This window comes from uncultured Methylobacterium sp. (genome assembly GCF_964242245.1).
Taxonomy (GTDB): domain Bacteria; phylum Pseudomonadota; class Alphaproteobacteria; order Rhizobiales; family Beijerinckiaceae; genus Methylobacterium.
Window position 1 is genome coordinate 1 of the sequence record NZ_CAXTBY010000074.1, and the last position, 20481, is coordinate 20481.

A 20481-nucleotide genomic window follows, 5' to 3' on the forward strand; every position below is an offset into this window, starting at 1 on the left:
CGCTCGCCCGCGCGATGCTCTACGACCCGCGCTGGCCCTGGCACGCGGCGGCCGAGCTCGGCGAGAGGGTACGCGCCCCGAAGCAGTACTGGCGTTCGCAGCCGAGGGAGTACAAGGACCTGTTCAAGGACGCGGCCTTCGGCCAGCGCTGATCCTTGCAACGCGTGCGGAGCGCGGCGATCAAAGGCCCGCCACGGCATGGGCGTGGGCCGGCGGGCTACCGGCCCGTCGTTCCGGCTCCTTCGCGGCGTCGATCGTCGCGGCAACGCAGCCCTGCCGCAGCGTGCCGGTTTGAAGGCGCGTCGGGTGTGGAGAGGTCGCGGAAACTTTTGGGCGCACGGGTCCGTACACAGACCGAACACACGTTGGTCGCTGACGGGAGCCGGTGTCTTGGCGAAGCCGCATTTCCTCATCCGCCGCAGCCGCAACGGACGATTCAACTTCACCCTTCTTGCCCATCACGGACGGATCACCGGCGTCGTCACGGTCCCGACGAACGACCGGACGCGGGCGGACATCGAGGGCGAGGCGCGCGAGAAGATCCGAGCCCTGGCGGATGTCCTCGCGCAGGTGACCGGGTCGGTCGGCGAGGCAGGACGCGACGCCGATGCTCGCCCGACCGTGCTGGATACCTACAATTGATGTCGGAAGGCTCGGGCGCGCGCCCCGGCCTCGCGATACCGGGTGGCGGCCCGAGGGCTCGAACCTCGACGATTTTGCCCACTACCACCCGCCGCAGCGACGGCTTCGATCCGCTCAGCGTGGGTGGCTGCGCGCCGGTGAAGGGCCGAGACGCCTACTTCGACCTACGCCGCGCGCCAGCGCAGGGCCGCGCCATTGCCGAAGGCACGGCCGTACAGGCTGCCGTAATTGGCGGCCGCGTCGTCCCAGCCGAAGGTCCGCGCCATCGCGGTGCGGCGCATGGCGTTGAGGCGCTTCTTCTGGGCGAAGGTGTCGAGCGCCCGGCGGACGGCGCCGGAAAACCCCCGCGGCGAGGGATCGGCGAAGGTGAAGCCGGTGATGCCGTCCTCCACCGTATCCGCCAGACCGCCGGTGCGGCGGACGATCGGCAGGGAGCCGAAGCGCTGGGCGTACATCTGCGCCAGCCCGCAGGGTTCGAAGCGCGACGGCATCAGGAGGAAGTCGCTGCCGGCAAACATCCGCCGCGCGTCGCGTTCCTCGAATCCCACGTGGACGCCGACGGAAGCCGGGTGGCGTCGGGCCAAGCCGCGCAGGGCATCCTCGAAGCGCGCCTCGCCCTGGCCGATGGCCACGAGCTGACCGCCTTCCGCGACGATGGTCTCGGCCGCCTGGATGGAGAGGTCGATGCCCTTCTGATGCACCAGCCGTGAGACGATGGCGAAGAGCGGGCCTCGGGACACGGCGAGCCCGAACTGGCGCCGTACCGATTCGGCGTTGGCGCGCTTGCCCTTCCAGTCGTCGGCCTCGAATCGGATGGCGAGGTGTGGATCGGTGCGGGGGTCCCAGCTCTCGTCGATGCCGTTGAGGATGCCGGCCAAGCGTCCCTGCGCCGCGCGGGTGCGCAGCAGCCCGTCGAGCCCGCACCCGGCTTCCGGGGTGAGGATCTCCCGGGCGTAGGTCTCGCTCACCGTGGTGACGTGGGTGGCGTAGAACAGGCCCGCCTTGAGGAAGGAGAGTTGTCCGTAGAACTCGACCCCGTTCACCTGGAAGGCGTGGTCCGGCATCCCGAGGCGGGCGAGGCTGTCCTGCGGGAACAGCCCCTGATAGGCGAGGTTGTGGATCGTCAGCACGCTCGGCACCCGCACCCGCCGCCACGCGAGGTAGGCCGGTGCGAGCGCCGATTGCCAATCGTTCAGGTGCAGGAGATCGGCCGCCCAGGCCGGATCGATCCCCTGCGCGATCTCGGCGGCGGCCAAGCTCAGCCGCGCGAAGCGCAGGTCGTTGTCCGGGAAGTCACCGGCAGCATCGCCGTAGGGCGTGCCGTCGCGCTCGTACAGGTCGGGACTGAGCAGCACGTAGATGCGCAGCCCGTCACCGGTCTCGACGAGGCCAAGATCGCACGGCGGAACGCCGGCGAAGCCTGCAAGATGGGCAACGATCGGGATCGTCGGAAACGCGTCAACCACCTGCCGGTAGCCGGGGATCAGCACGCGCACGTCGTAGCGCCGACGCAGGGCGCGAGGGAGGGCACCCGCGACCTCACCGAGGCCGCCCGTCTTGACGAAGTCCGCCATTTCCGGCGTGGCGTAGAGGATGCGTGGCTGAAGCGTGATGCGAGGATCGATGAACCCTTGGACCGGCGCCGGGGCCGGTCGTGACGAGCGGACGATCGACACCATCGATGCGTTCCCGGGTCGTGCGGTTCGGCCCTGATGCACCGACAAGCCCGCACTAGAGATTGACATTGCCAACGCCTTCGCGCCCCGTCGGTTCCGCTGCGACGCACAAATTATGCCGCTGACATCGTTAATTTCCTGTTCATCGCATTGCACTGCGGCAAAATCGATGGATTGCGTCGTGTCGAGCTGGATCGCGTGCCCGGCATTATCGCGCCTTCTGCAAGATGAGCCCTTCGTCGGGCCCGAGCGCGACGCGGCCGTGAGCGGCCTCGCCGGATCGATCGCCGCGGCTCGACAGCAGGATCGTCCAGCGATCCGCCCCCGGCAGCGGAATCTCGTGCGCCGCGTTCCCGAAGTTGAGGGCGATCCACAGGGTCGCGTCCCCGTCGGAGCGCTCGTAGGCGAAGACCGCCGTGATCCCGAGCGGGATGGCGCGGTAGGCGCCGACCGCGAGCGCGGCGTGCTCGCGGCGGAGCGCCAGCAGGCGCCGGTACAGGGTGAGGATCGAGGCCGGCGCGTCGCGCATCGCATCGACGTTGCGGGTCGCGGCATCCGGCGAGAGCGGCAGCCAGGGCTCGACCGTCGAGAAGCCGGCCCCGGCCTCGCCGTCCCACTGCATCGGCGTTCGCTCCGGGTCGCGTCCGTGCCCGGGCTCGTTCTGCTCCCACGGGTCCCGGACGCGGTCGGATGGGATCGCGACGTGGGCGAGCCCGATCTCGTCGCCGTAGTACAGGGTCGGCGTGCCCCGCAAGCTCAGCAGCAGCATCGCCGCGATGCGCGCTTGGTCCGGCCCGACGCGGGCGGCGATCCGCGGCTGGTCGTGGTTGCCGAGCACCCAGTTCGGCCAGCCGCCATCGGGCAGCGCCGCCTCGTAGGTCTCGACGAGGTCGGCGACGGCCTGCGCGGTCCACGGGGTCTGGATCAATTGGAAGTTGAAGGGCATGTCCGCGCCCGACAGGCCGGGCCCGTAATAGGCCATCAGCCGATCCATCGGCAGGTAGATCTCGCCGATCAGCACCCGCTCGCCATAGAGGCGCAGCACGTCGCGCATCCCGGCGATGACGTCGAGCACCTCGGGGCGGTCGGCGGAGTAGACCTGCGCGAAGCGGTTGATCTCCGGCTGACCGGGCGCGTAGCCCGGGTTCTCCGGGTTGTCGCGGAACCCCGCATCCTTGATCAGGTGCCAGATCACGTCGACGCGGAACCCGTCGACCCCGCGGTCGAGCCAGAAGCGCAAGACGCCGTGCATCGCCGCGCGCACCTCCGGGTTGCGCCAGTTCAGGTCGGGCTGCGCGCCGAGGAACGCGTGGTAGTAGTACTGGCCCGTCGCCGGATCGAAGGTCCAGGCCGGCCCGCCGAAGTTGCTGAGCCAGTTGTTCGGCGGTCCGCCGTCGGCGGCCGGGTCGCGCCAGATGTACCAGTCGCGGCGCGGGTTCGTCCTGGACGACCGGCTCTGCGCGAACCAGGGATGCGTGATCGCGCTGTGGTTCGGCACGAAGTCGAGGATGACCTTGAGCCGTCGGCGGTGCGCCTCGGCGATCAGCGCGTCGAAATCCGCCAACGTGCCGAACAACGGGTCGATCCCGCAGTAATCGGCCACGTCGTAGCCGTAATCGGCCATCGGCGAGGGATAGACCGGCGAGATCCAGACGGCGTCGACGCCGAGCCAGGCGAGGTGGTCGAGCCGGGCCGTGATGCCGCGCAGATCGCCGATCCCGTCGCCGTTCGTGTCCTGGAACGAGCGCGGATAGACTTGATAGACGGCGCCGCGCTTCCACCAGACCATGCCGGACATGGGCTTCTCCCCGCTGTTCCCAGGTCAGCGTCAGCCGCGTCACGCGCCGGGTGCGACCGGGGGGAAATTCAGACACCGTTCAACGCTGTGTGACAAACTCCTGTCGCGTTTGGCTGTCAGCCTCGTTTTCGTGTCTTTCAAGACACAATCGCGAGGCACATCGCTTGCACCGGCAGGTCCATGACCCAGCAACGCCTCGACAAGACCGGTGAGCAGCCACAGGATCGTCGGCTCCGGACCAAGGGCCGATCAACGCCGAAGGCCGCGGAGGGCGCTTCCGAGACGCGATCACGCGCCGGCGCCGATGATGGGGGAATGCACGTGCTGAAGGATGCTCTTACTGCCCCCGCGCCCGGGGACGATCGGGCGGACGCCGCCGATGGGACCGTGGCCGCGCCGCCGCGCAGTCCTGTCGCGTGGAGCGAACCGGCGCGGCCGGCCTCCGGCGACGCCGTCGCGGACCTTCGCGACGCGATCCGCGCCAAGCTCGCCTACGCGATCGGCAAGACGCCGGAGACCGCCCGCGAGCGCGACTGGTTCGCGGCGACCGCCCTGGCGCTGCGCGACCGGATCGTCGATGCCGGCCGCGCCGCCGATGCATCGGTGCCGAACAAGCGGGTCTACTACCTGTCGCTGGAGTTCCTGATCGGGCGCCTGCTGTCCGACGCGATGAACAACCTCGGCCTCGTGGAGACGACCCGGGAGGCGCTCAGGGGCCTCGGCGTCGATCTCGGCACGGTCGAGGGCGCCGAGCCCGACGCGGCGCTGGGCAACGGCGGCCTCGGGCGGCTGGCCGCCTGCTTCATGGAGAGCATGGCCAGCATCGGCATCCCGGCGGTCGGCTACGGCATCCGCTACGACCACGGCCTGTTCCGCCAGACCTTCGAGGACGGCTGGCAGCGCGAAGCGCCCGAGACGTGGCTCGCCGAGGGCAACCCCTGGGAGTTCGTCCGGCCGGAGGCCACCTACGCGATCGGGTTCGGCGGGCACGTCACCATGGCGGCGGTGTCCGACGGCGTGATCCGGCGGCACTGGCACCCGGCTGAGACGGTGCTGGCGGTGGCCCACGACGTTCCGGTGGTGGGCTGGCGGGCTAAGACCGTGAACACGCTGCGCCTGTGGAAGGCGGAAGCGGAGGCGCCCGTCGAGCTGGCGCAGTTCAACGGCGGCGATCACGTCGGTGCTGTCGCGAACCGCATGCGCGCCGAGGCGATCTCGCGGGTGCTCTACCCGAGCGATTCCTCGACCGCCGGTCAGGAGTTGCGCCTGCGGCAGGAATACTTCTTCACCTCCGCCTCGCTGCAGGATCTGGTCCGGCGCCACGTGGCCGAGCGCGGCGACATCCGCTCGCTGCACGACCACGCCGCGATCCAGTTGAACGACACCCACCCGGCCATCGCCGTGCCCGAGCTGATGCGCATCCTCCTGGAGGATCACGGCCTCGTGTGGGAGGACGCGTGGCACGTCACCACCAACACGCTCAACTACACCAACCACACCCTCCTGCCGGAGGCGCTGGAGACGTGGCCGGTGGAGCTGATGGAGCGGCTGCTGCCGCGCCACATGCAGATCATCTACCTGATCAACTGGATGCACCTCGAGGAGCAGGGCCGGCACGGCCGCCACGACGCGGCGCACCTCGCCTCGGTCTCGCTGATCGACGAGGCGCAGGGGCGCCGGGTGCGGATGGGGCACCTCGCGTTCCACGGCGCGCGCCGGGTCAACGGCGTCTCGGCGCTGCACACCGACCTGATGCGATCCACGGTGTTCCGCGATCTGCACGCGCTGGACGGCGAGAAGATCGTCAACAAGACCAACGGCATCACCTTCCGCCGCTGGCTCCACAACGCCAATCCCGGCCTGACCAAGCTCGCGGTCGAGGCGGTGGGCCGCGGGGTGCTCGACGATCCGGGCCTGCTGCGCGGCCTCGACGCGTTCGCCGGGAACCCGGATTTCGTGACGCGCTACGCCGCCGTCCGGTACGGCCGCAAGCAGGCGCTCGCCGCGCTGATCGCCGAGCGCACCGGGATCGCGGTCGACCCGTCCGCGCTGTTCGACGTGCAGATCAAGCGCATCCACGAGTACAAGCGCCAGCTCCTCAACGTCGTGGAGACGGTCGCGCTCTATCAGGCGATCAAGGCCGAGCCCCACAGGGACTGGACGCCGCGGGTCAAGATCTTCGCCGGCAAGGCGGCGCCGAGCTACACCCAGGCCAAGCTGATCATCAAGCTCGCCTGCGACGTGGCCAAGGCCGTCAACGACGACCCGGAGGTGGCCGACCGGCTCAAGGTGGTGTTCCTGCCGAACTACTCGGTGAGCGTCGCCGAGGCGATCATCCCGGCGGCCGACCTCTCCGAGCAGATCTCGACCGCCGGCATGGAGGCGTCGGGGACCGGCAACATGAAGCTGGCGCTCAACGGCGCGCTCACGGTCGGCACGCTGGACGGCGCCAACATCGAGATCCGCGACCATGTCGGTGCGGACAACATCTTCATCTTCGGCCTCGACGCCGTCGGCGTGCAGGCGCGGATGGCGGAGCCGAACTACGCGCAGAGGGCGATCCAGGCCTCGCCCCGGCTCGCGGCGGCGCTGGACATGATCGCCTCGGGCCGGTTCTCGCCGGAGGAGCCGAACCGCTTCCGACCGCTCACCGACGACCTGCGCCACCGCGACCAGTACCTGCTCACCGTCGATTTCGATGATTACTGGCGGGTTCAGCGCGAGATCGACATCGCCTGGGCGGACCCGGCCGGCTGGTGGGCCAGGGCGGTCCGCAACACCGCCCGGATGGCATGGTTCTCCTCGGACCGCTCCATGCGCGAGTACGCCGACGAGATCTGGCGCGTGAAACTCGGCTAGGGCAATTCCGGTTCGCTCGCGCTCACTGCCCTTGCTCTAAGCCTCCGTGTGATACGGTTTCCGGCTGAATGCTTCGAGGGCGGCGCACCCCGTAACCCGCGCGTCCTTCCCTCTCCCCTCTGCGGGAGAGGGTGGCCCGCGAGCTAAGTCGGGTGAGGGGAGCGACGGGTCCGGACAGCGCGCTCCCCTCACCCGACCCTCGCTGACGCGAGGGCCACGCTCCCCCGCAAAGGGGGAAGGGAGCGCACGCAACCGCACTCATCACCCGGAAACCATATGAGACCGGTGCTGCGTGGATTGGGCGAAGCGCCGGGCGGTCCCTCTCCCCACTCATCTCGGGCTTGCCCGAGATGTGCAACTCAGATGTCCAAGTCGGGCAGGCCCGACTTGGATGGGAGAGGGCTGGGGTGAGGGGCGTGCCGTATCCGGACAGTTCTCATCCCTCACCCTGTCCCTCTCCCGCGAAGGGTGTGGGGACCCGCGCTCTTCCCGGATCGCGTGAAGCGATGTGTGCATCCGCAAGCCCCTGCGGGACAGGGGTCGGGCCGCGCGAGGGGGGATCGAGCGCAGGGGCCTGCCGAAGAACGCCGTGCCCTACGTCTCGATCAGAACCGGGTAGCAGCGCGCTCCGACGGAGGCCGCCAGTACCTGCACCGCGCCGACCGTCGAGCTGTCGCCCGCGACGTGGACCACGTCGGTGGCGCGGAGCGACGGGAGGTGGGCGGTCAGCGGACCCGGTCGCACGTCCGGCGGACGCTGCCGGCTTCGATCGGCGGTGAGGACGAGGCGGCCGACGCCGGTCGCCCGCAGCCAGTCGAGGCACGCGCGCATGTAGAGGTCGAGGGGATCGCGGGCCCCGACGATCAGGCAGATGTCGCGCTCCGACTCGATGTAGCGCGCGGCACGGGCGATCGACCAGACCGGCCCGAAGCCGCAACCGGCCGCAACCAGCACGAGGCGCCCCCCGCCGGGTCGGTACTGCGACCGGCCGACCGGCCCCCTGAGCTTCACCTCGGCATCGAGGGGCAGGGCATCGGCGAGCGACCAGCCGTCGTCGTCGCGCGGAAGATGGAACACGAGCTCGTTCAGTTCCGCCGACCCATCGACGCGCAGCGTCGGACTGACGGTGCGCAGGCCGACGCCGTCGAGGGCGAGGGCGACCTGTGCCCCGGGCTCCAGTTCCAGCCGGCGGGTGAGCGTCACCACCACCTCGACCACGTGCGGGGCCAGCGCCGTCACCTCGGTGACCGTGCCGGTACGCGTCGCAACGGCCGGCGCCGGCTCGTCCGGCTGCGTCAGGAGCACGGGAGCGGCGGGCAGCGACAGCTTGACGGCGTCCGGGCGGTCCCGCCGCGCCTGGGCCCGACGCGCGCCGGGACTTGCGCCCTGGCCGGGAACGATCGCCCCATGCACGGCCTGCACCGGTGCGATCATCCCGTCGGCGAGCGCCGCCTCGAGGGGCGTGTCGCCGGTGGAGACGCGCACGGACTTGCCGTTGACGACGAGCGAGCAGCGCGCGCTCATGGTCGTCTCCCGAGTGTCATGCGCGTGTCACCGGGCGGCGATCAGCGCTTGGCGAGCAGGATGCGGTCGACCATGCCGGCCCATCGATCGCGGGTCGCCCGGGCCTCGGGTCCGAGCGCGTCCGGCTCGGGCTCGATCCGGGCGCGGAGCGCGGTGGATTCCGCGCGCTCGGCCATGAGGATCGCCTTCATCAAGGCCATCTCGGCCTGGAGCCGGGCGACGACGGCGTCGTGCTCCGGTTCCGCCTCGCCATCCTCGGAGACGATCGCGGACCCGGCGTCCTCGAAGCCGTCGCCGGGTTCCTCGTCGCGGGTGTCGAAGTCCGTTGCAGCGACGGCGGCATCCGCCGGAGCGTCGCCGTCCCGCTCAGCGGCCGACGGACCGGAAGCCGCCAGCCGCATCGGCGGGCGCGGCGGGTCCAGCCGGATCGGGCGCGCGAGCAGGCGACGCACCACGTCGGAGCCGCCAGCCTCGCGAAACTGCCTCACCGCCTCGGCCATCACCGCTCTCCAACCGCCCGGACGGAATCGCGCGACGCGGCCCGCCTTCTCCACACAACCTTGTGCGGGCATGGTTAAGGGAGACTTAAATGAGGACGGGGACGCATCCATCCCTGCTCAAGACAGACAAGCAGATCCTGCATCCTGCCGTACCGGCGCCCGGCAGATCGATGGGCGGTCCGTACTGTCCGGGAGCAAATCCGCACGGGCACGCGGCCGTCCCGGAGCCTCATCGCCCAGTCTCCCTAGCCCGCGGGCGCGTGAGGACGCATGGCTGCACACGGCTGACGGACATCCCGCGCCGCACGATCCGCAGACGGACGATCCGGCCTCGATCAGGCGGCCTCGGGGGCGGCGCCGACGAGTTCGCGGGCCTGGAGCATCGTCATCGGCTCGCCGAAGGCGTGGCCCTGGGCGTAGTCGCAGCCGAGGTCGGCCAACGCCTGGGCGTCGGCTTCCGACTCGGCGCCCTCGGCGACGATCGCGAGGCCGAGTTCGTTGGCCATCCGCACGATCGAGCGCAGGATCGCGGTCTTGCCCGCCGCCATCTGACGGACGAAGGACTGGTCGATCTTGATCGTGTCGAACGGGAAGCGCTGGAGGTAGGACAGCGCCGAGTAGCCGGTGCCGAAATCGTCGAGCGACAGGCCGGCGCCGAGGTCGTGGATGCGGGTCAGCATCTGGGCCGCATATTCCGGGTTCTCCATCACGAGGCTCTCGGCGAGTTCGAGCTTGAGCGAGCCCGGCAGCACGCCGGAGCGGGCGAGCACCGTCTTCACGTCGTGCAGGAGGTCGTGGCGCAGCAACTGCCGCGAGGACAGGTTGACCGAGGCGAAGATCGGCGGATCGACCTCCAGCGACCGCTGCCACGCGGCGAGTTCCAATGCCGTGCGCTCCAGCGCGAAGATGCCGAGGTTGACCACGAAGCCGCTCTCCTCGGCCACCGGCATGAAGGTTGCGGGCGGGATGCGCCCGAGCTTGGGGTGGTCCCAGCGCAGGACCGCCTCGAAGCCCGCCACCGTGCGGTCCTCCAGCCGGACCACGGGCTGGAACAGCACCTTCATCTCGTTGCGCTCGAGCGAGCGGCGCAGGTCGCCCTCCAGCATGAGGCGGTCGGGGCGCTCGGCCCGCATGTCGGCGCGGAAGACCTCGATGCGGTCGCCGCCGCCGCGCTTGGCCTGGACCATCGCGGCCTCGGCGTTCTTGAACACCTCGTCGCGCTTGAGGCTCGCGCCGGTCTCGTGCAGCGCCAGCCCGATCGAGACGGTGAGGAAGATCTCGCGGTCGGCGTAGGTGATCGGCGTGGCGATGGCCCGCCGGATCATCTCGGCGAACGACAGGATGCGGTCGGCCTCGCGCTCGGAGAGGAGGATCACCGCGAACTCGTCGCCGGCCACCCGCGCCAAGCTGTCCTGCGGGCGCAGCAGCCGCCCGAGGCGGCGCGACAGGGTGAGCAGGATCGAGTCGCCGGCGGACAGACCGATGGCGTCGTTGATGCCCTTGAAGCGGTCGATGTCCAGCACGATCACCGTCGGCTTCAGCCGCGGGTCCTGGCTGGCGAAGGCGATGGCCGCATCGAGGCGGTCGCCGAACAGCTCGCGGTTGGGCAGGCCGGTGAGGCTGTCGTGGACGGCGTCGTGCAGCAGGCGCTCCTCGGCGGTCTTGACCTCGGTGACGTCACTGATGGTGCCGACGACGCGGATCACCTCGCCGTCGGACCCGATCACCGGCCGCGCCTTGAGGCGGTACCAGTAGTAGGCGCCGCCCGAGGTGCGCAGGCGGAAGTCGTGGACGATGCGGCCGCGGCGCTCCTCGATCACGGTGTCGAGCACCGCCGAGTAGCGCTGGATGTCGAAGGGGTGGAGCAGTCCGAGCCAGTTGGCGGCCGGGCCCTCCAGCGCACCGCGCTTGAGGCCGAGCTGCCCCTCGATCTCCTGGCCGGCGAACACCCGGTCCCCGGGCACGTCCCAGTCGAACACCACGTCGCCGGCCCCCGTCAGCGCCAGCGCCCGCCGCTCCGTGTCCGAGACCAGCGCGTGGGTGAGGCCGCCGCCACTGAACGCGTGCTGCATCACCGTGAAGCCGATCAGCATGACGATGAGCACCAGACCGCCGATCAGGGCCGGCTGCGCCACCTCGCTGCCGATCTGGCCGGTCACCGCGAAGCCCGCGGCGGTCACCCAGACCACGAGCAGCGTCCAGGTGGGGACCAGCAGGATGGCGCGGTCGTAGCCGTTGTGGGCGGCCAGATACGCGATCAGCAGCAGGCCGACGCCCGCCACCGCCGCGATCGAGATGCGCGCGACGCCGGCGGCCACCGGCGGGTCGAACAGGGCCAGCCCGACGAGGCCGGCGAGGAACGTCAGCCAAAAGAAGGCGACGTGGCTGTAGCGCACGTGCCAGCGCGAGAGGTTCAGGTAGGCGAACAGGAAGACGAGCAGCGTCGCGGCCAGCACCGCCTCGGCCGACGCCCGGTAGACCCGCTCGGCCACCTCCGCCACGGGAAAGACCCGCTGAAGGAAACCGAAATCGATGCAGGCGTAGGCCAGCACCGACCACGCGAGCGCGGCGGCCGCGGGGAAGATGATCGCGCCCTTCACCACGAAGACGATCGTCAGGAACAGGGCGAGCAGGCCGCTGATGCCGATGATGATGCCCTTGTAGAGCGTCAGCCCGGCGTTCTTCTTGCGGTAGGCGTCCTGGTCCCAGAGATGGACCTGCGGGATGTTGGGCCCGCGGAGTTCCGCGACGTAGGTGACGGTGGTGCCGGGATCGAGGGTGATGACGAACTGGTCGGCCTCCGGGTTCTCGTCGCGCTCGGGCCGGATGCCCTGGCTCGCGGTGATCGCGGCGATGCGCGAGCCGCCGAGATCGGGCCAGACCACGCCGGAATCGACCAGCCGGAAGTGCGGCGCGACGAGGATGCGGTCGATCTGCTCGTCGGTGTCGTTGGTGAGCGCGAACACCATCCAGTCCGGGCGGGCACCCGCGTCGCGGGCCTTGACCACGATGCGGCGCACGATGCCGTCCTTGCCCGGCGCCGTGGAGATCTGGATCAGATCGCCGTCCGAGCGGTAGCGCTCGATCGTGCCCGTCAGGTCGATGACCGGCGCGTCGAGGGTGACGCGCACCGCCTCGACGGCCCGCGCGGGCACGCCCGCGAGCAGGAGGCCGGCCAGCAGTGCGAGCAGAAGGGCGAGGATGCGCAAGGGGCGAGTGTTCCGGCCGGACAGGCGGCAGCGAAGACGGCTCAGGTTCCGCGCAGGCGTAGAGACGGGTTTAACCTGGAGCAGGATTGCGAGCGAGCCGCGAGGGGCGGTGCCCACCGCTTCCCGCCGCAGGTTCGTGGCAGGCGGGGATCGCTCGCCTTTGAGGCCAAAACAAGTTTCCGCTGCTGCCTCCAGTCGGGACCTCGTCTCGCGGACGCTCCGCCGCGCGCGGGTCAGGCCGCGCGCAGGGCTGCCGCGATCCGGTCCAGCGACGGCAGCTTCCGGATCGGGCCGATCGCGGCGAGCGTCGGCGCGCCGGACTGCGCCCGCAGGCCCGCGGCGCGCACGTCCTCGACGGTGACAGCATCGACCTTAGCGATCACCTCGCCGGCCGGGATCACCCGGCCCCAAGCGAGGAGTTGCCGGGCATTCCGCTCGATGCGCCCGCCGGGGGTCTCGAGCGCCGAGAGCAGCGAGACCTTGAGCTGCGCCTTCGCGCGGGCGATCTCGACGGCATCGAGGTCGCGGGCGGCGCGCGCGGTCGCGGCCAGCGTCACCTCGACGAGTTCGGGCAGATCCGCGCCGGAGGTGCCGGCCCCGATGCCGAACAGGCCGCAATCGGAGAACGGCCAGTGGAACGCCTGGATCTCGTAGGCCAGCCCGCGGGTCTCGCGCACTTCCTGCCACAGTCGCGAGGTCAGGCCGCCGCCGAGCACCTGCGCGAACATGTGGAGGGCGTAGTAGCCCGCGTCGCGGAACGACAGGCCGGGCAGGCCGATCACGAGGTTGGCCTGTTCGAGCTTCCTCGGCATGCGCCGCTCGCCGCCGCCGTAGACGCCGGGGATCGCCTCGGGGGCGGCGCCTCTCGGCATCGCGCCGAAGTGGCGCTCGGCGGCGGCCGCGATCGCCGCGTGCTCCACGGCGCCGGCGGCTGCGACCACGATCCGGTCGGGGGTGTATTCGCGGGCGAGGTAGGCGCGGATGCCGGCCTCGCCGAAGCTGCGGATGGTCTCGGGGCGGCCGATGATCGGCCGGCCGATCGGCTGGTCGGGGAAGGCGGCCTCGGTGAAGGCGTCGTAGACCACATCGTCCGGCGTGTCCTCGATCGCGGCGTATTCCTGGAGGATCACGCCCTTCTCGCGGGCGAGTTCGCCCGCATCGAACACGGAATCGGTGAGGATGTCGCCGATCACGTCGAGCGCCGTGCCGACATCCTCGCCGAGCACGCGGGCGGTGTAGCTCGTGCCCTCGGCCGAGGTCGCGGCGTTGATCTCGCCGCCGAGGTTCTCGATGTCCTCGGCGATGCGCTGCGCCGAGCGCGTTCGGGTGCCCTTGAAGGCCATGTGCTCGATGAGGTGGGACAGCCCGCCCTCGTCCGTGCGCTCGTGGCGCGAGCCGGCGCCGACCCAGACGCCCAGCGTCGCGGTGGCCACCCCCGGCATGGCTTCCGTGGCGACGGTGACGCCGTTGTCGAGCACCGTGACGCGGAGGTCCGGCGAGGCGGCGTGCGTGGCGAAGTGCCGGTTCATGCGCCCCTCGTGATGCGGGCGCGATCGCGGATCAGGGCCTCCACCGCCGACTGATCGTTGGCGATCCGGGTCATGCGCTCAGGCCGGTCCATCAGGTCGGCGAGGTGCGGGGGCAGCGCCGGGCGCAGGCCGCCGGTGGCGCGGCTCACCGCGTCGGGAAACTTCGCCGGGTGCGCGGTGGCCAGCGCCACCACCGGCGTCGCCGGGTCCTGCCGCAGCAGGCGGCGGCCGGCGCGGACGCCGATGGCGCTGTGCGGATCGAGCACGATGCCGGTGCTGGCGTGCGTCCGCGCGATCTCGTCCAGCACGTCCGGCTCGGCGACAGCGGTGGCGTCGAACTCGGAGCGGATCGCGTCCAGCACCGGGGCGTCCAGGGTGAAGCCGCCGGACTGCTTCAGGCCGGCCATCAACCGGCTGACGGAGGACGCGTCGCGGCCGAGCGCCTCGAACAGCAGCCGCTCGAAGTTCGAGGAGATCTGGATGTCCATGGAGGGCGAGGTCGTCGCCTCGACCCCGCGCAGGGCGTAGGCGCCGTGCTCCAGGGTGCGGGCGAGGATGTCGTTGGCGTTGGTGCCGATCATCAGCCGCCCGATCGGCAGCCCCATGCGCTTGGCGACCCAGCCGGCGAGCACGTCGCCGAAGTTGCCGGTCGGCACCGCGAAGGACACGTCGCGGTGCGGGCTCCCGAGGGCGACCGCGCTGGTGAAGTAGTACACCGCCTGCGCGGCCACCCGCGCCCAGTTGATCGAGTTGACGCCCGCGAGCCTCACCGCGTCGGCGAAGCCGGCGTGCTGGAACATGGCTTTGACGAGGGTCTGGCAATCGTCGAAATTGCCGTCGACGGCCAGCGCGTGGACGTTGTCCGCATCGACCGAGGTCATCTGGCGCCGCTGCACCTCCGAGACCCGGCCGTGCGGGAACAGGATGAACACGTCGACCCGGTCGAGCCCGCGGAACGCCTCGACGGCGGCGCTGCCGGTGTCGCCCGAGGTCGCGCCGACGATGGTGGCGCGGGTGCCGCGGGCGCGGAGCACATGGTCCATCAGCCGGCCGAGGAGCTGCATCGCCACGTCCTTGAAGGCGAGCGTCGGGCCGTGGAAGAGCTCCAGCAGGAACAGGTTGTCGTCGAGCTGCACCAGAGGGCAGATCGCCGGATGCCGGAAGCCGGCGTAGGCCGCCTCGATCATGCGGTCGAGGTCGGTGGCGGCGATCTCGCCGTCGATGAGCGGGCGCAGCACGCGCTTGGCCGCGTCCGCGTAGCGCTTGCCCGCGAGCGCCGCGATCTCCGGCCTCGGAACCGTCGGCCAGCTCTCGGGAACGTAGAGGCCCCCGTCGCGGGCGAGCCCCGCGAGCAGGGCATCCGAGAACGAGAGCGGCGCGGCCGAACCGCGGGTCGAGACGTGCAGCAAGGGGGCCTCCGGGGGAAGGCGCCCCGTCTACACGATGAGGCCGGACGTGTCGAAGATCGGGTGCGACGGATCAGGCCTTCGTGCCCTCGGCCTTCACGAGCCGGCAGCCGCTGATGCGCCACTGCCCGTCGTCGCCTCGCTCCAGGCTGTACTCGGCGGTCCAGTCGACGCCGTCCTCGTCCTGGATCGCGACATCCTGCGACAGGGCCGCCTCGCCGAGATCACGCCCCTGCCCAAAGACGAAGCTGCGGTGGCGGTAGACCGGCCGGTAGTTGTTGCGCACCATGCCGAGGAAGATGTCCGCACTCGGGAACATCCCCTGGATGCCGGGCGCGGCCTGGGCGTAGGCCGCGGCCGCATCGTCGCGCCCCAGGGCGTCGGCTTGGCGTGCGATGGCGGCGCGCGCCGCCTCGCGGGCCCCGTCGTCGGCCGCGTGCGCGGGGGTCATCGCGAGGGCGAGGAGGAGGGCCGGCCATGCGCGCATCGGGATCGCTCCGCGGAAGTCGTGCCGGAGTGTAGCCCGCGGCACGGGGGCCGCAAGCCGGTGCGCTCACGCGCCGCCCGCCGGCTCCGGCTCGTGCAGGCGCTTCCAGGCGAACACCGAGAACACGCCGAGCAGGCAAAGCGCGATGCCGAACCACGTGAAGGCGTATTGCAGGTGGTTGTTCGGCAGGTCGACGCGGAGCTGGCCGCCGCGGGGCCACGTCGTCTGCCCGGGCACGGCGTCGGCCTCGATCAGGTAGGGCGCGGCGTCGGTCAGGCCGCGCGCGGCACTGATGCCCGGCACGTCGCGGTTGAACCACTCGCCGCGCGCCGGGTCGGGCGCGGGCACGAACATCGTGCGCGCCTCGCTGGCGCGCAGCAGGCCGACGACGGTGGTGCCGCCGTCGACGAGGCCGTCGCGGCGATCGGCCTGCACCTTCAGCTCGGTCGGCACGAAGCCGCGGTTGACCAGCACGAGGCCGCCGTCCGCGCGCTCGAACGGCGTGATCACGTAGTAGCCCTGCAACGCCCGGCCCGGCGTCTCGCCGGCGGCGAGGCCGTGGACCAGCGTCTCGCGGTCGTTGAGGAAGCGCCCCGTGACGCGCACGTGCTCGAACTCGTCGCGCGCCGGGTTCCAGTCGGCCGGCGGCGCGACGGGCGGGGCCGTCGATCGCGAGACGATCCGCGCGATCAGCGCCTCCTTCTCGCCCTTACGCGCGAGCTGCCAGACGCCGAGGCCGAGCAGGACGGCGAGCGCCAGCAGCGCCGAGAGGCCGGGCGCGATCAGGTCGCGCCAAGCACCGGAGCCCGTGCGCGGAGCGGCCTCGCTTGCGCTCACCTGAAGCGCCCCTGCTCGGCCTTGTTGCTGTACTGCAGGGCGAGCAGGACGCCCTTCAGCGGCCGGACCAGGATGAGGCTCAGGCCCACCGAGAGCGAGCCGGCCACGAGGGCGTGCACCCACATCGGCGGCTCGTAGGTGATCTCCATCCAGAGGGCGAGGGCGACCACCACGAGGCCGACGATCGTCATCACGAAGAAGGCCGGGCCGTCCCCCGACTCGAAGCTCGAATAGTCGAGCCCGCACGCCTCGCAGGCGGGGCGCACGGTCAGGAAGCCCTGGAACAGGTGCCCCTGGCCGCAGCGCGGACAGCGGCCGCGCAGGCCCGTGGGGATGGGTGCTTGTGGCGTGTAGCGCTTCAAGATGCGTGCTCCTCGCGAGGCGATGACGGATGACGCGACGTGCGGTGCCCGCACCCGGGGATATGAGCATCCGGACACGAAAAAGGGCGGCCGGAGCCGCCCTTCGCGCAATCCTCACCCGCATCCGACCGGATGCAAGCCTCAATGCGCGCCGTGGCCGGCGCCCGAGCCCCAGACGTAGATCGCGGCAAACAGGAACAGCCACACCACGTCGACGAAGTGCCAGTACCAAGCCGCGAACTCGAAGCCGAGGTGCTGCTTGACGGTGAACTGGCCGGCGTAGGCCCGGAACAGGCACACCGCGAGGAAGATCGTGCCGATGAGGACGTGGGCGCCGTGGAAGCCCGTGGCCATGAAGAAGGTCGACGCATAGATGCTGCCGGCGAATCCGAAATGCGCGTGGGCGTACTCGTATCCCTGGCAGGCGGAGAACAGGATGCCGAGGACGACCGTGAGCCAGAGCCCGTACTTCAGGCCCTTGCGGTCGTCGTGCAGCAGAGCGTGGTGGGCCCAGGTCACGGTGGTGCCCGAGGTGAGCAGGATCAGGGTGTTGAGGAGCGGCAGGTGCCAGGGATCGAAGGCCTCGACGCCCTTGGGCGGCCAGACGCCGCCGGTGAAGCCGACGCGCGACGCCTGGATCGGGTCGGCGGTGTAGAGCGCCGCCTCGAAGTAGGCCCAGAACCACGCGACGAAGAACATCACCTCGGAGGCGATGAACATCATCATGCCGTAGCGGTGGTGAAGCTGCACCACGCGGGTGTGATCGCCGGCATTGGCCTCGTGGACCACGTCCTTCCACCACGCGAACATGGTGTAGAGCACACCGACCGCACCCGCGCCGAAGACGTAGGGGCCGGGCGTGAGCGTGCCGATCTGGAGGCTCTTCATCCAGAACACGGCGCCGAAGGCCATCAGGAAGCCGGAGAAGGCACCCAGCAGCGGCCACGGACTCGGGCTCAGGATGTGGAAGTCGTGATTCTTGGCGTGCGCCTCGGCCATCGTACCCGTCTCTCCTCGACCGCTTCGGCCCTGCGCCGTCATCGGCCCTCGCGGTGAGCGAACTCACCCGTGAGGCTCGTCCGACCCTTAGCGGACCGGGCCGCCCGTTGTCACGCTTCGCCCTCAGAAATCCCGCTTGTCGCCCGTGGGACCCGTCGTCGCGAGGGCGGCGGTGACCGGCTCGCCGTTCTTCGAGGCGAAGTAGGTGTAGGACAGCGTCATCTCGGAGAGGTGTGCGGTGTTCGAATCCTTGCGCACGTCCGGATCGATGTAGAACACCACCGGCACGTCCAGCGTCTCGCCCGGCTGGAGGGTCTGCTCCTTGAAGCAGAAGCACTCGATCTTGACGAAGTAGCCGCCCATCAGTCCGGGCTGCACGTTGAAGGTCGCCACGCCCGTGGAGGGCGTCGTGCCGGTGTTCCTCACCTGGAAGAACACCGTCTTGGCCTCGCCGAGTCGCGCCTCGACGCTGCGGGACTCTGCGCGGAACTTCCACGGCAGCGTCGACGCGACGTTGGTGTCGAAGTGCACCACCATGCTCCCGGTGGTCCCGGCGGAGCCCGCGAGCGCCGGCCCCTGCCGCGGCGTGCCGTCGTAGCCCGTGGCCTTGCAGAACGCGTCGTAGAGCGGCACCGATGCGAAGGCGAGGCCGGTCATGCCGAGGGCGAGGCCGCCACAGGCGATGGCGGTGCGGAGCGCGTTCCGGTTGGAAGGCGGAGGCGTCATCACAGCGGCCGGTTGAGGATCTGGGGTCCGAGCTTGGCGATGGTCAGCACGAAGAACAGCACCACCATGGCGCCGAGCGCCAGCGCAATGGCGAGCGAGCGCTTGCGCCGGCGCGCCTCCTCCTCAGGCGTCAGCGCGCGGTACGCGATCTTCGGGAACCCGTGCGGATCGTTGGCCATCAGGCGAGGACCGGGCGGAACAGGCCGAGGCTCTGCTCGGCCAGCAGCGCCGAGAACAGGACGAACAGGTAGAGGATCGAGAAGCCGAACATCCCCATCGCCGCCCGCTTCTCGGCCTCGCCCTCGCGGTTGCGGAAGACCTGGACGCTGAAGGCGAGCATGCCGACACCGCCGAGGACAGCGACGACCGCGTAGAGCAGGCCGGCAAAGCCCAGCGCCACCGGCACGAGGCCGAGCGGAGCGAGCACCAGGGTGTAGTAGATAATCTGGCGGCGGGTCGATTGCGGGCCGGCGGTGTTCGGCATCATCGGGATGCCGGCCTTGGCGTACTCGCCGGCCTTGACCAGAGCCAGCGCCCAGAAGTGCGGTGGCGTCCAGATGAAGATGATGGCAAACAGCACCAGCGACTCGATGCCGACGGAACCGGAGACCACGGCCTGCCCGATCACCGGGGGCAGCGCACCGGCGGCACCGCCGATGACGATGTTCTGCGCGGTCGCCCGCTTCAGCCACATCGAGTAGATCACCGCGTAGAACACGATGGTGAAGGCCAGGAGCCCCGCGGCGAGCCAGTTCGCGGCGAGCCCGAGCACCATCACCGAGCCGACCGAGAGCACGAGGCCGAAGGCCAGCGCCTCGTCCGGCCGGATGCGTCCGTCCGGGATCGGGCGCTTGGCGGTGCGTGTCATGATCGCGTCGATGTCGGCGTCCCACCACATGTTGAGGCAGCCCGACGCGCCCGCGCCGACCGCGATCATCAGGAGCGAGATCACGGCGACCGCCGGTGGGACGTGTCCGTGCGAGACGGCCATGCCGACGAGCGCGGTGAAGATCACCAGCACCATCACCCGCGGCTTCAGCAGGGCGAAGAAGTCCGGCACGTCGCCGCCGACGACCGAGATCGGTGCAACGCCGACGGGGAGACTGTTTGACAGGGTGGTCATGGCTACCGAAACCGTTCTGCTGTGGACCGCCCGAGGCCCGTAAGGCCGCGAAGGTCCCGCTCCGTTCGCCGCAAGACGCGAACCGGAACATTTCCAATCAACCGGACGTGCCACGCCCGGAGGGAAGGGCCGGAGCCGCACCGCGTCGCTCCGTCAGGGTCTTCGTTTCCGCCCTTGCCGGGACCCTTCGGCGAACCGAAGGGACCGGGGAAGGGCGGAGGCCGCGCAGGGCGGCCTCCGCATCCCGTCTCAGTGGTGGCCCGGCTCGTCGACGATCCGGGGAAGGGTCTCGAACTGGTGGAAGGGCGGCGGCGAGGACAGGGTCCACTCCAGCGTCGTGGCACCCTCGCCCCACGGGTTGTCCGCAGCCTGCTCCTTGGAGCGGAAGGCCAGGATCACGCCGATCACGAACACCATCATGCCGAGACCGAAGATGTGCCCGCCGTAGGTCGAGACCTTGTGCCAGCCCGCGAACGCCTCCGGGTAGTCGGCATAGCGGCGTGGCATGCCGGCGAGTCCGAGGAAGTGCATCGGGAAGAACAGGACGTTCGCGCCGATGAAGGCCAGCCAGAAGTGCAGCTTGCCCGCCCATTCCGGGATGATGTGCCCGGTCATCTTCGGGAACCAGTAGTAGATGCCGGCGAAGATGATGAACACCGCTCCGAGCGAGAGCACGTAGTGGAAGTGCGCGACGACGTAGTAGGTGTCGTGCAGGTACTTGTCGACGGCCGAGTTGGCGAGCACGACGCCGGTGACGCCGCCGACCGTGAACAGGAAGATGAAGCCCACCGCCCAGTGCATCGC

At 70.4% G+C, this 20481-nt stretch carries 17 protein-coding genes and 1 pseudogene; 3 read left to right on the top strand and 15 right to left on the bottom strand.

Translation table 11 applies throughout. The features are described 5' to 3' along the window. Together ACFE8Y_RS14855 and ACFE8Y_RS14860 are read left to right on the top strand one after the other, a co-directional pair. Positions 1–152: pseudogene (locus ACFE8Y_RS14855) on the top strand (oxidoreductase); the annotation flags it as partial. Between the two features lie 238 nt (positions 153–390). Continuing rightward, positions 391–642 carry a hypothetical protein gene (locus ACFE8Y_RS14860; RefSeq protein ID WP_375465159.1) on the top strand — a complete coding sequence of 84 codons (252 nt, stop codon included), beginning with the start codon at positions 391–393 and terminating at the stop codon, positions 640–642. A 164-nt stretch (positions 643–806) separates the two neighbouring features. On the opposite strand, the gene glgA is transcribed toward ACFE8Y_RS14860, so the two are convergent. Together glgA and ACFE8Y_RS14870 are read right to left on the bottom strand one after the other, a co-directional pair. Next, positions 807–2321, bottom strand: a complete 1515-nt coding sequence (gene glgA / locus ACFE8Y_RS14865; protein ID WP_375465160.1) for a glycogen synthase GlgA — start codon at positions 2319–2321, stop codon at positions 807–809. 205 nt (positions 2322–2526) lie between these two features. Then, positions 2527–4116 carry an alpha-amylase family glycosyl hydrolase gene (locus ACFE8Y_RS14870; RefSeq protein ID WP_375465161.1) on the bottom strand — a complete coding sequence of 530 codons (1590 nt, stop codon included), beginning with the start codon at positions 4114–4116 and terminating at the stop codon, positions 2527–2529. 321 nt (positions 4117–4437) lie between these two features. Here ACFE8Y_RS14870 and ACFE8Y_RS14875 point away from each other — a divergent pair, with 321 nt between their 5' ends. Beyond that, positions 4438–6975 carry a glycogen/starch/alpha-glucan phosphorylase gene (locus tag ACFE8Y_RS14875; RefSeq protein ID WP_375465162.1) on the top strand — a complete coding sequence of 846 codons (2538 nt, stop codon included), beginning with the start codon at positions 4438–4440 and terminating at the stop codon, positions 6973–6975. 594 nt (positions 6976–7569) lie between these two features. Here the strand turns inward: ACFE8Y_RS14875 and ACFE8Y_RS14880 are convergent. From ACFE8Y_RS14880 to ACFE8Y_RS14940, 13 genes are all read right to left on the bottom strand, one after another. After that, positions 7570–8499 (bottom strand): ferredoxin--NAD(+) reductase, encoded by a 930-nt coding sequence (locus ACFE8Y_RS14880; protein ID WP_375465163.1) that lies wholly within the window; start codon positions 8497–8499, stop codon positions 7570–7572. Between the two features lie 41 nt (positions 8500–8540). Beyond that, positions 8541–8999 (bottom strand): hypothetical protein, encoded by a 459-nt coding sequence (locus ACFE8Y_RS14885; RefSeq protein ID WP_375465164.1) that lies wholly within the window; start codon positions 8997–8999, stop codon positions 8541–8543. 335 nt (positions 9000–9334) lie between these two features. Then, complete coding sequence (locus tag ACFE8Y_RS14890) at positions 9335–12208, bottom strand: EAL domain-containing protein (protein ID WP_375465165.1); 2874 nt, start codon at positions 12206–12208, stop codon at positions 9335–9337. A gap of 233 nt (positions 12209–12441) precedes the next feature. Then, on the bottom strand, positions 12442–13737 hold the full coding sequence (locus tag ACFE8Y_RS14895; RefSeq protein ID WP_375465166.1) for a M16 family metallopeptidase: 1296 nt from the start codon (positions 13735–13737) through the stop codon (positions 12442–12444). Next, positions 13734–15146 (bottom strand): threonine synthase, encoded by a 1413-nt coding sequence (thrC, locus tag ACFE8Y_RS14900; RefSeq protein ID WP_375465167.1) that lies wholly within the window; start codon positions 15144–15146, stop codon positions 13734–13736. Before thrC ends, ACFE8Y_RS14895 begins: the two co-directional genes overlap by 4 nt. Positions 15147–15216: 70 nt before the next feature. Beyond that, positions 15217–15630 carry a DUF4864 domain-containing protein gene (locus ACFE8Y_RS14905; protein WP_375465168.1) on the bottom strand — a complete coding sequence of 138 codons (414 nt, stop codon included), beginning with the start codon at positions 15628–15630 and terminating at the stop codon, positions 15217–15219. A 66-nt stretch (positions 15631–15696) separates the two neighbouring features. After that, entirely contained in the window at positions 15697–16467 is a 771-nt protein-coding gene (locus ACFE8Y_RS14910; protein ID WP_375465169.1) for an SURF1 family protein, read from the bottom strand. Continuing rightward, the gene (locus ACFE8Y_RS14915; RefSeq protein WP_375465170.1) at positions 16464–16829 is read right to left on the bottom strand and encodes a DUF983 domain-containing protein; all 366 of its coding nucleotides are present in this window, start codon (positions 16827–16829) and stop codon (positions 16464–16466) included. Before ACFE8Y_RS14915 ends, ACFE8Y_RS14910 begins: the two co-directional genes overlap by 4 nt. Positions 16830–16970: 141 nt before the next feature. Next, entirely contained in the window at positions 16971–17828 is an 858-nt protein-coding gene (locus tag ACFE8Y_RS14920; protein WP_375465171.1) for a cytochrome c oxidase subunit 3, read from the bottom strand. Positions 17829–17951: 123 nt separating this feature from the next. Beyond that, positions 17952–18554 carry a cytochrome c oxidase assembly protein gene (locus ACFE8Y_RS14925; protein WP_375465172.1) on the bottom strand — a complete coding sequence of 201 codons (603 nt, stop codon included), beginning with the start codon at positions 18552–18554 and terminating at the stop codon, positions 17952–17954. Beyond that, positions 18554–18733: a hypothetical protein gene (locus tag ACFE8Y_RS14930; RefSeq protein ID WP_375465173.1), complete on the bottom strand. Its 180-nt coding sequence runs from the start codon at positions 18731–18733 to the stop codon at positions 18554–18556. The genes ACFE8Y_RS14925 and ACFE8Y_RS14930 overlap by 1 nt, the downstream gene beginning before the upstream one ends. Further along, positions 18733–19677: a heme o synthase gene (locus ACFE8Y_RS14935; protein WP_375465174.1), complete on the bottom strand. Its 945-nt coding sequence runs from the start codon at positions 19675–19677 to the stop codon at positions 18733–18735. The genes ACFE8Y_RS14930 and ACFE8Y_RS14935 overlap by 1 nt, the downstream gene beginning before the upstream one ends. A 249-nt stretch (positions 19678–19926) precedes the next feature. Continuing rightward, the coding region (locus ACFE8Y_RS14940) for a cbb3-type cytochrome c oxidase subunit I (protein ID WP_375465175.1) at positions 19927–20481 on the bottom strand (555 nt) is incomplete at its 5' end.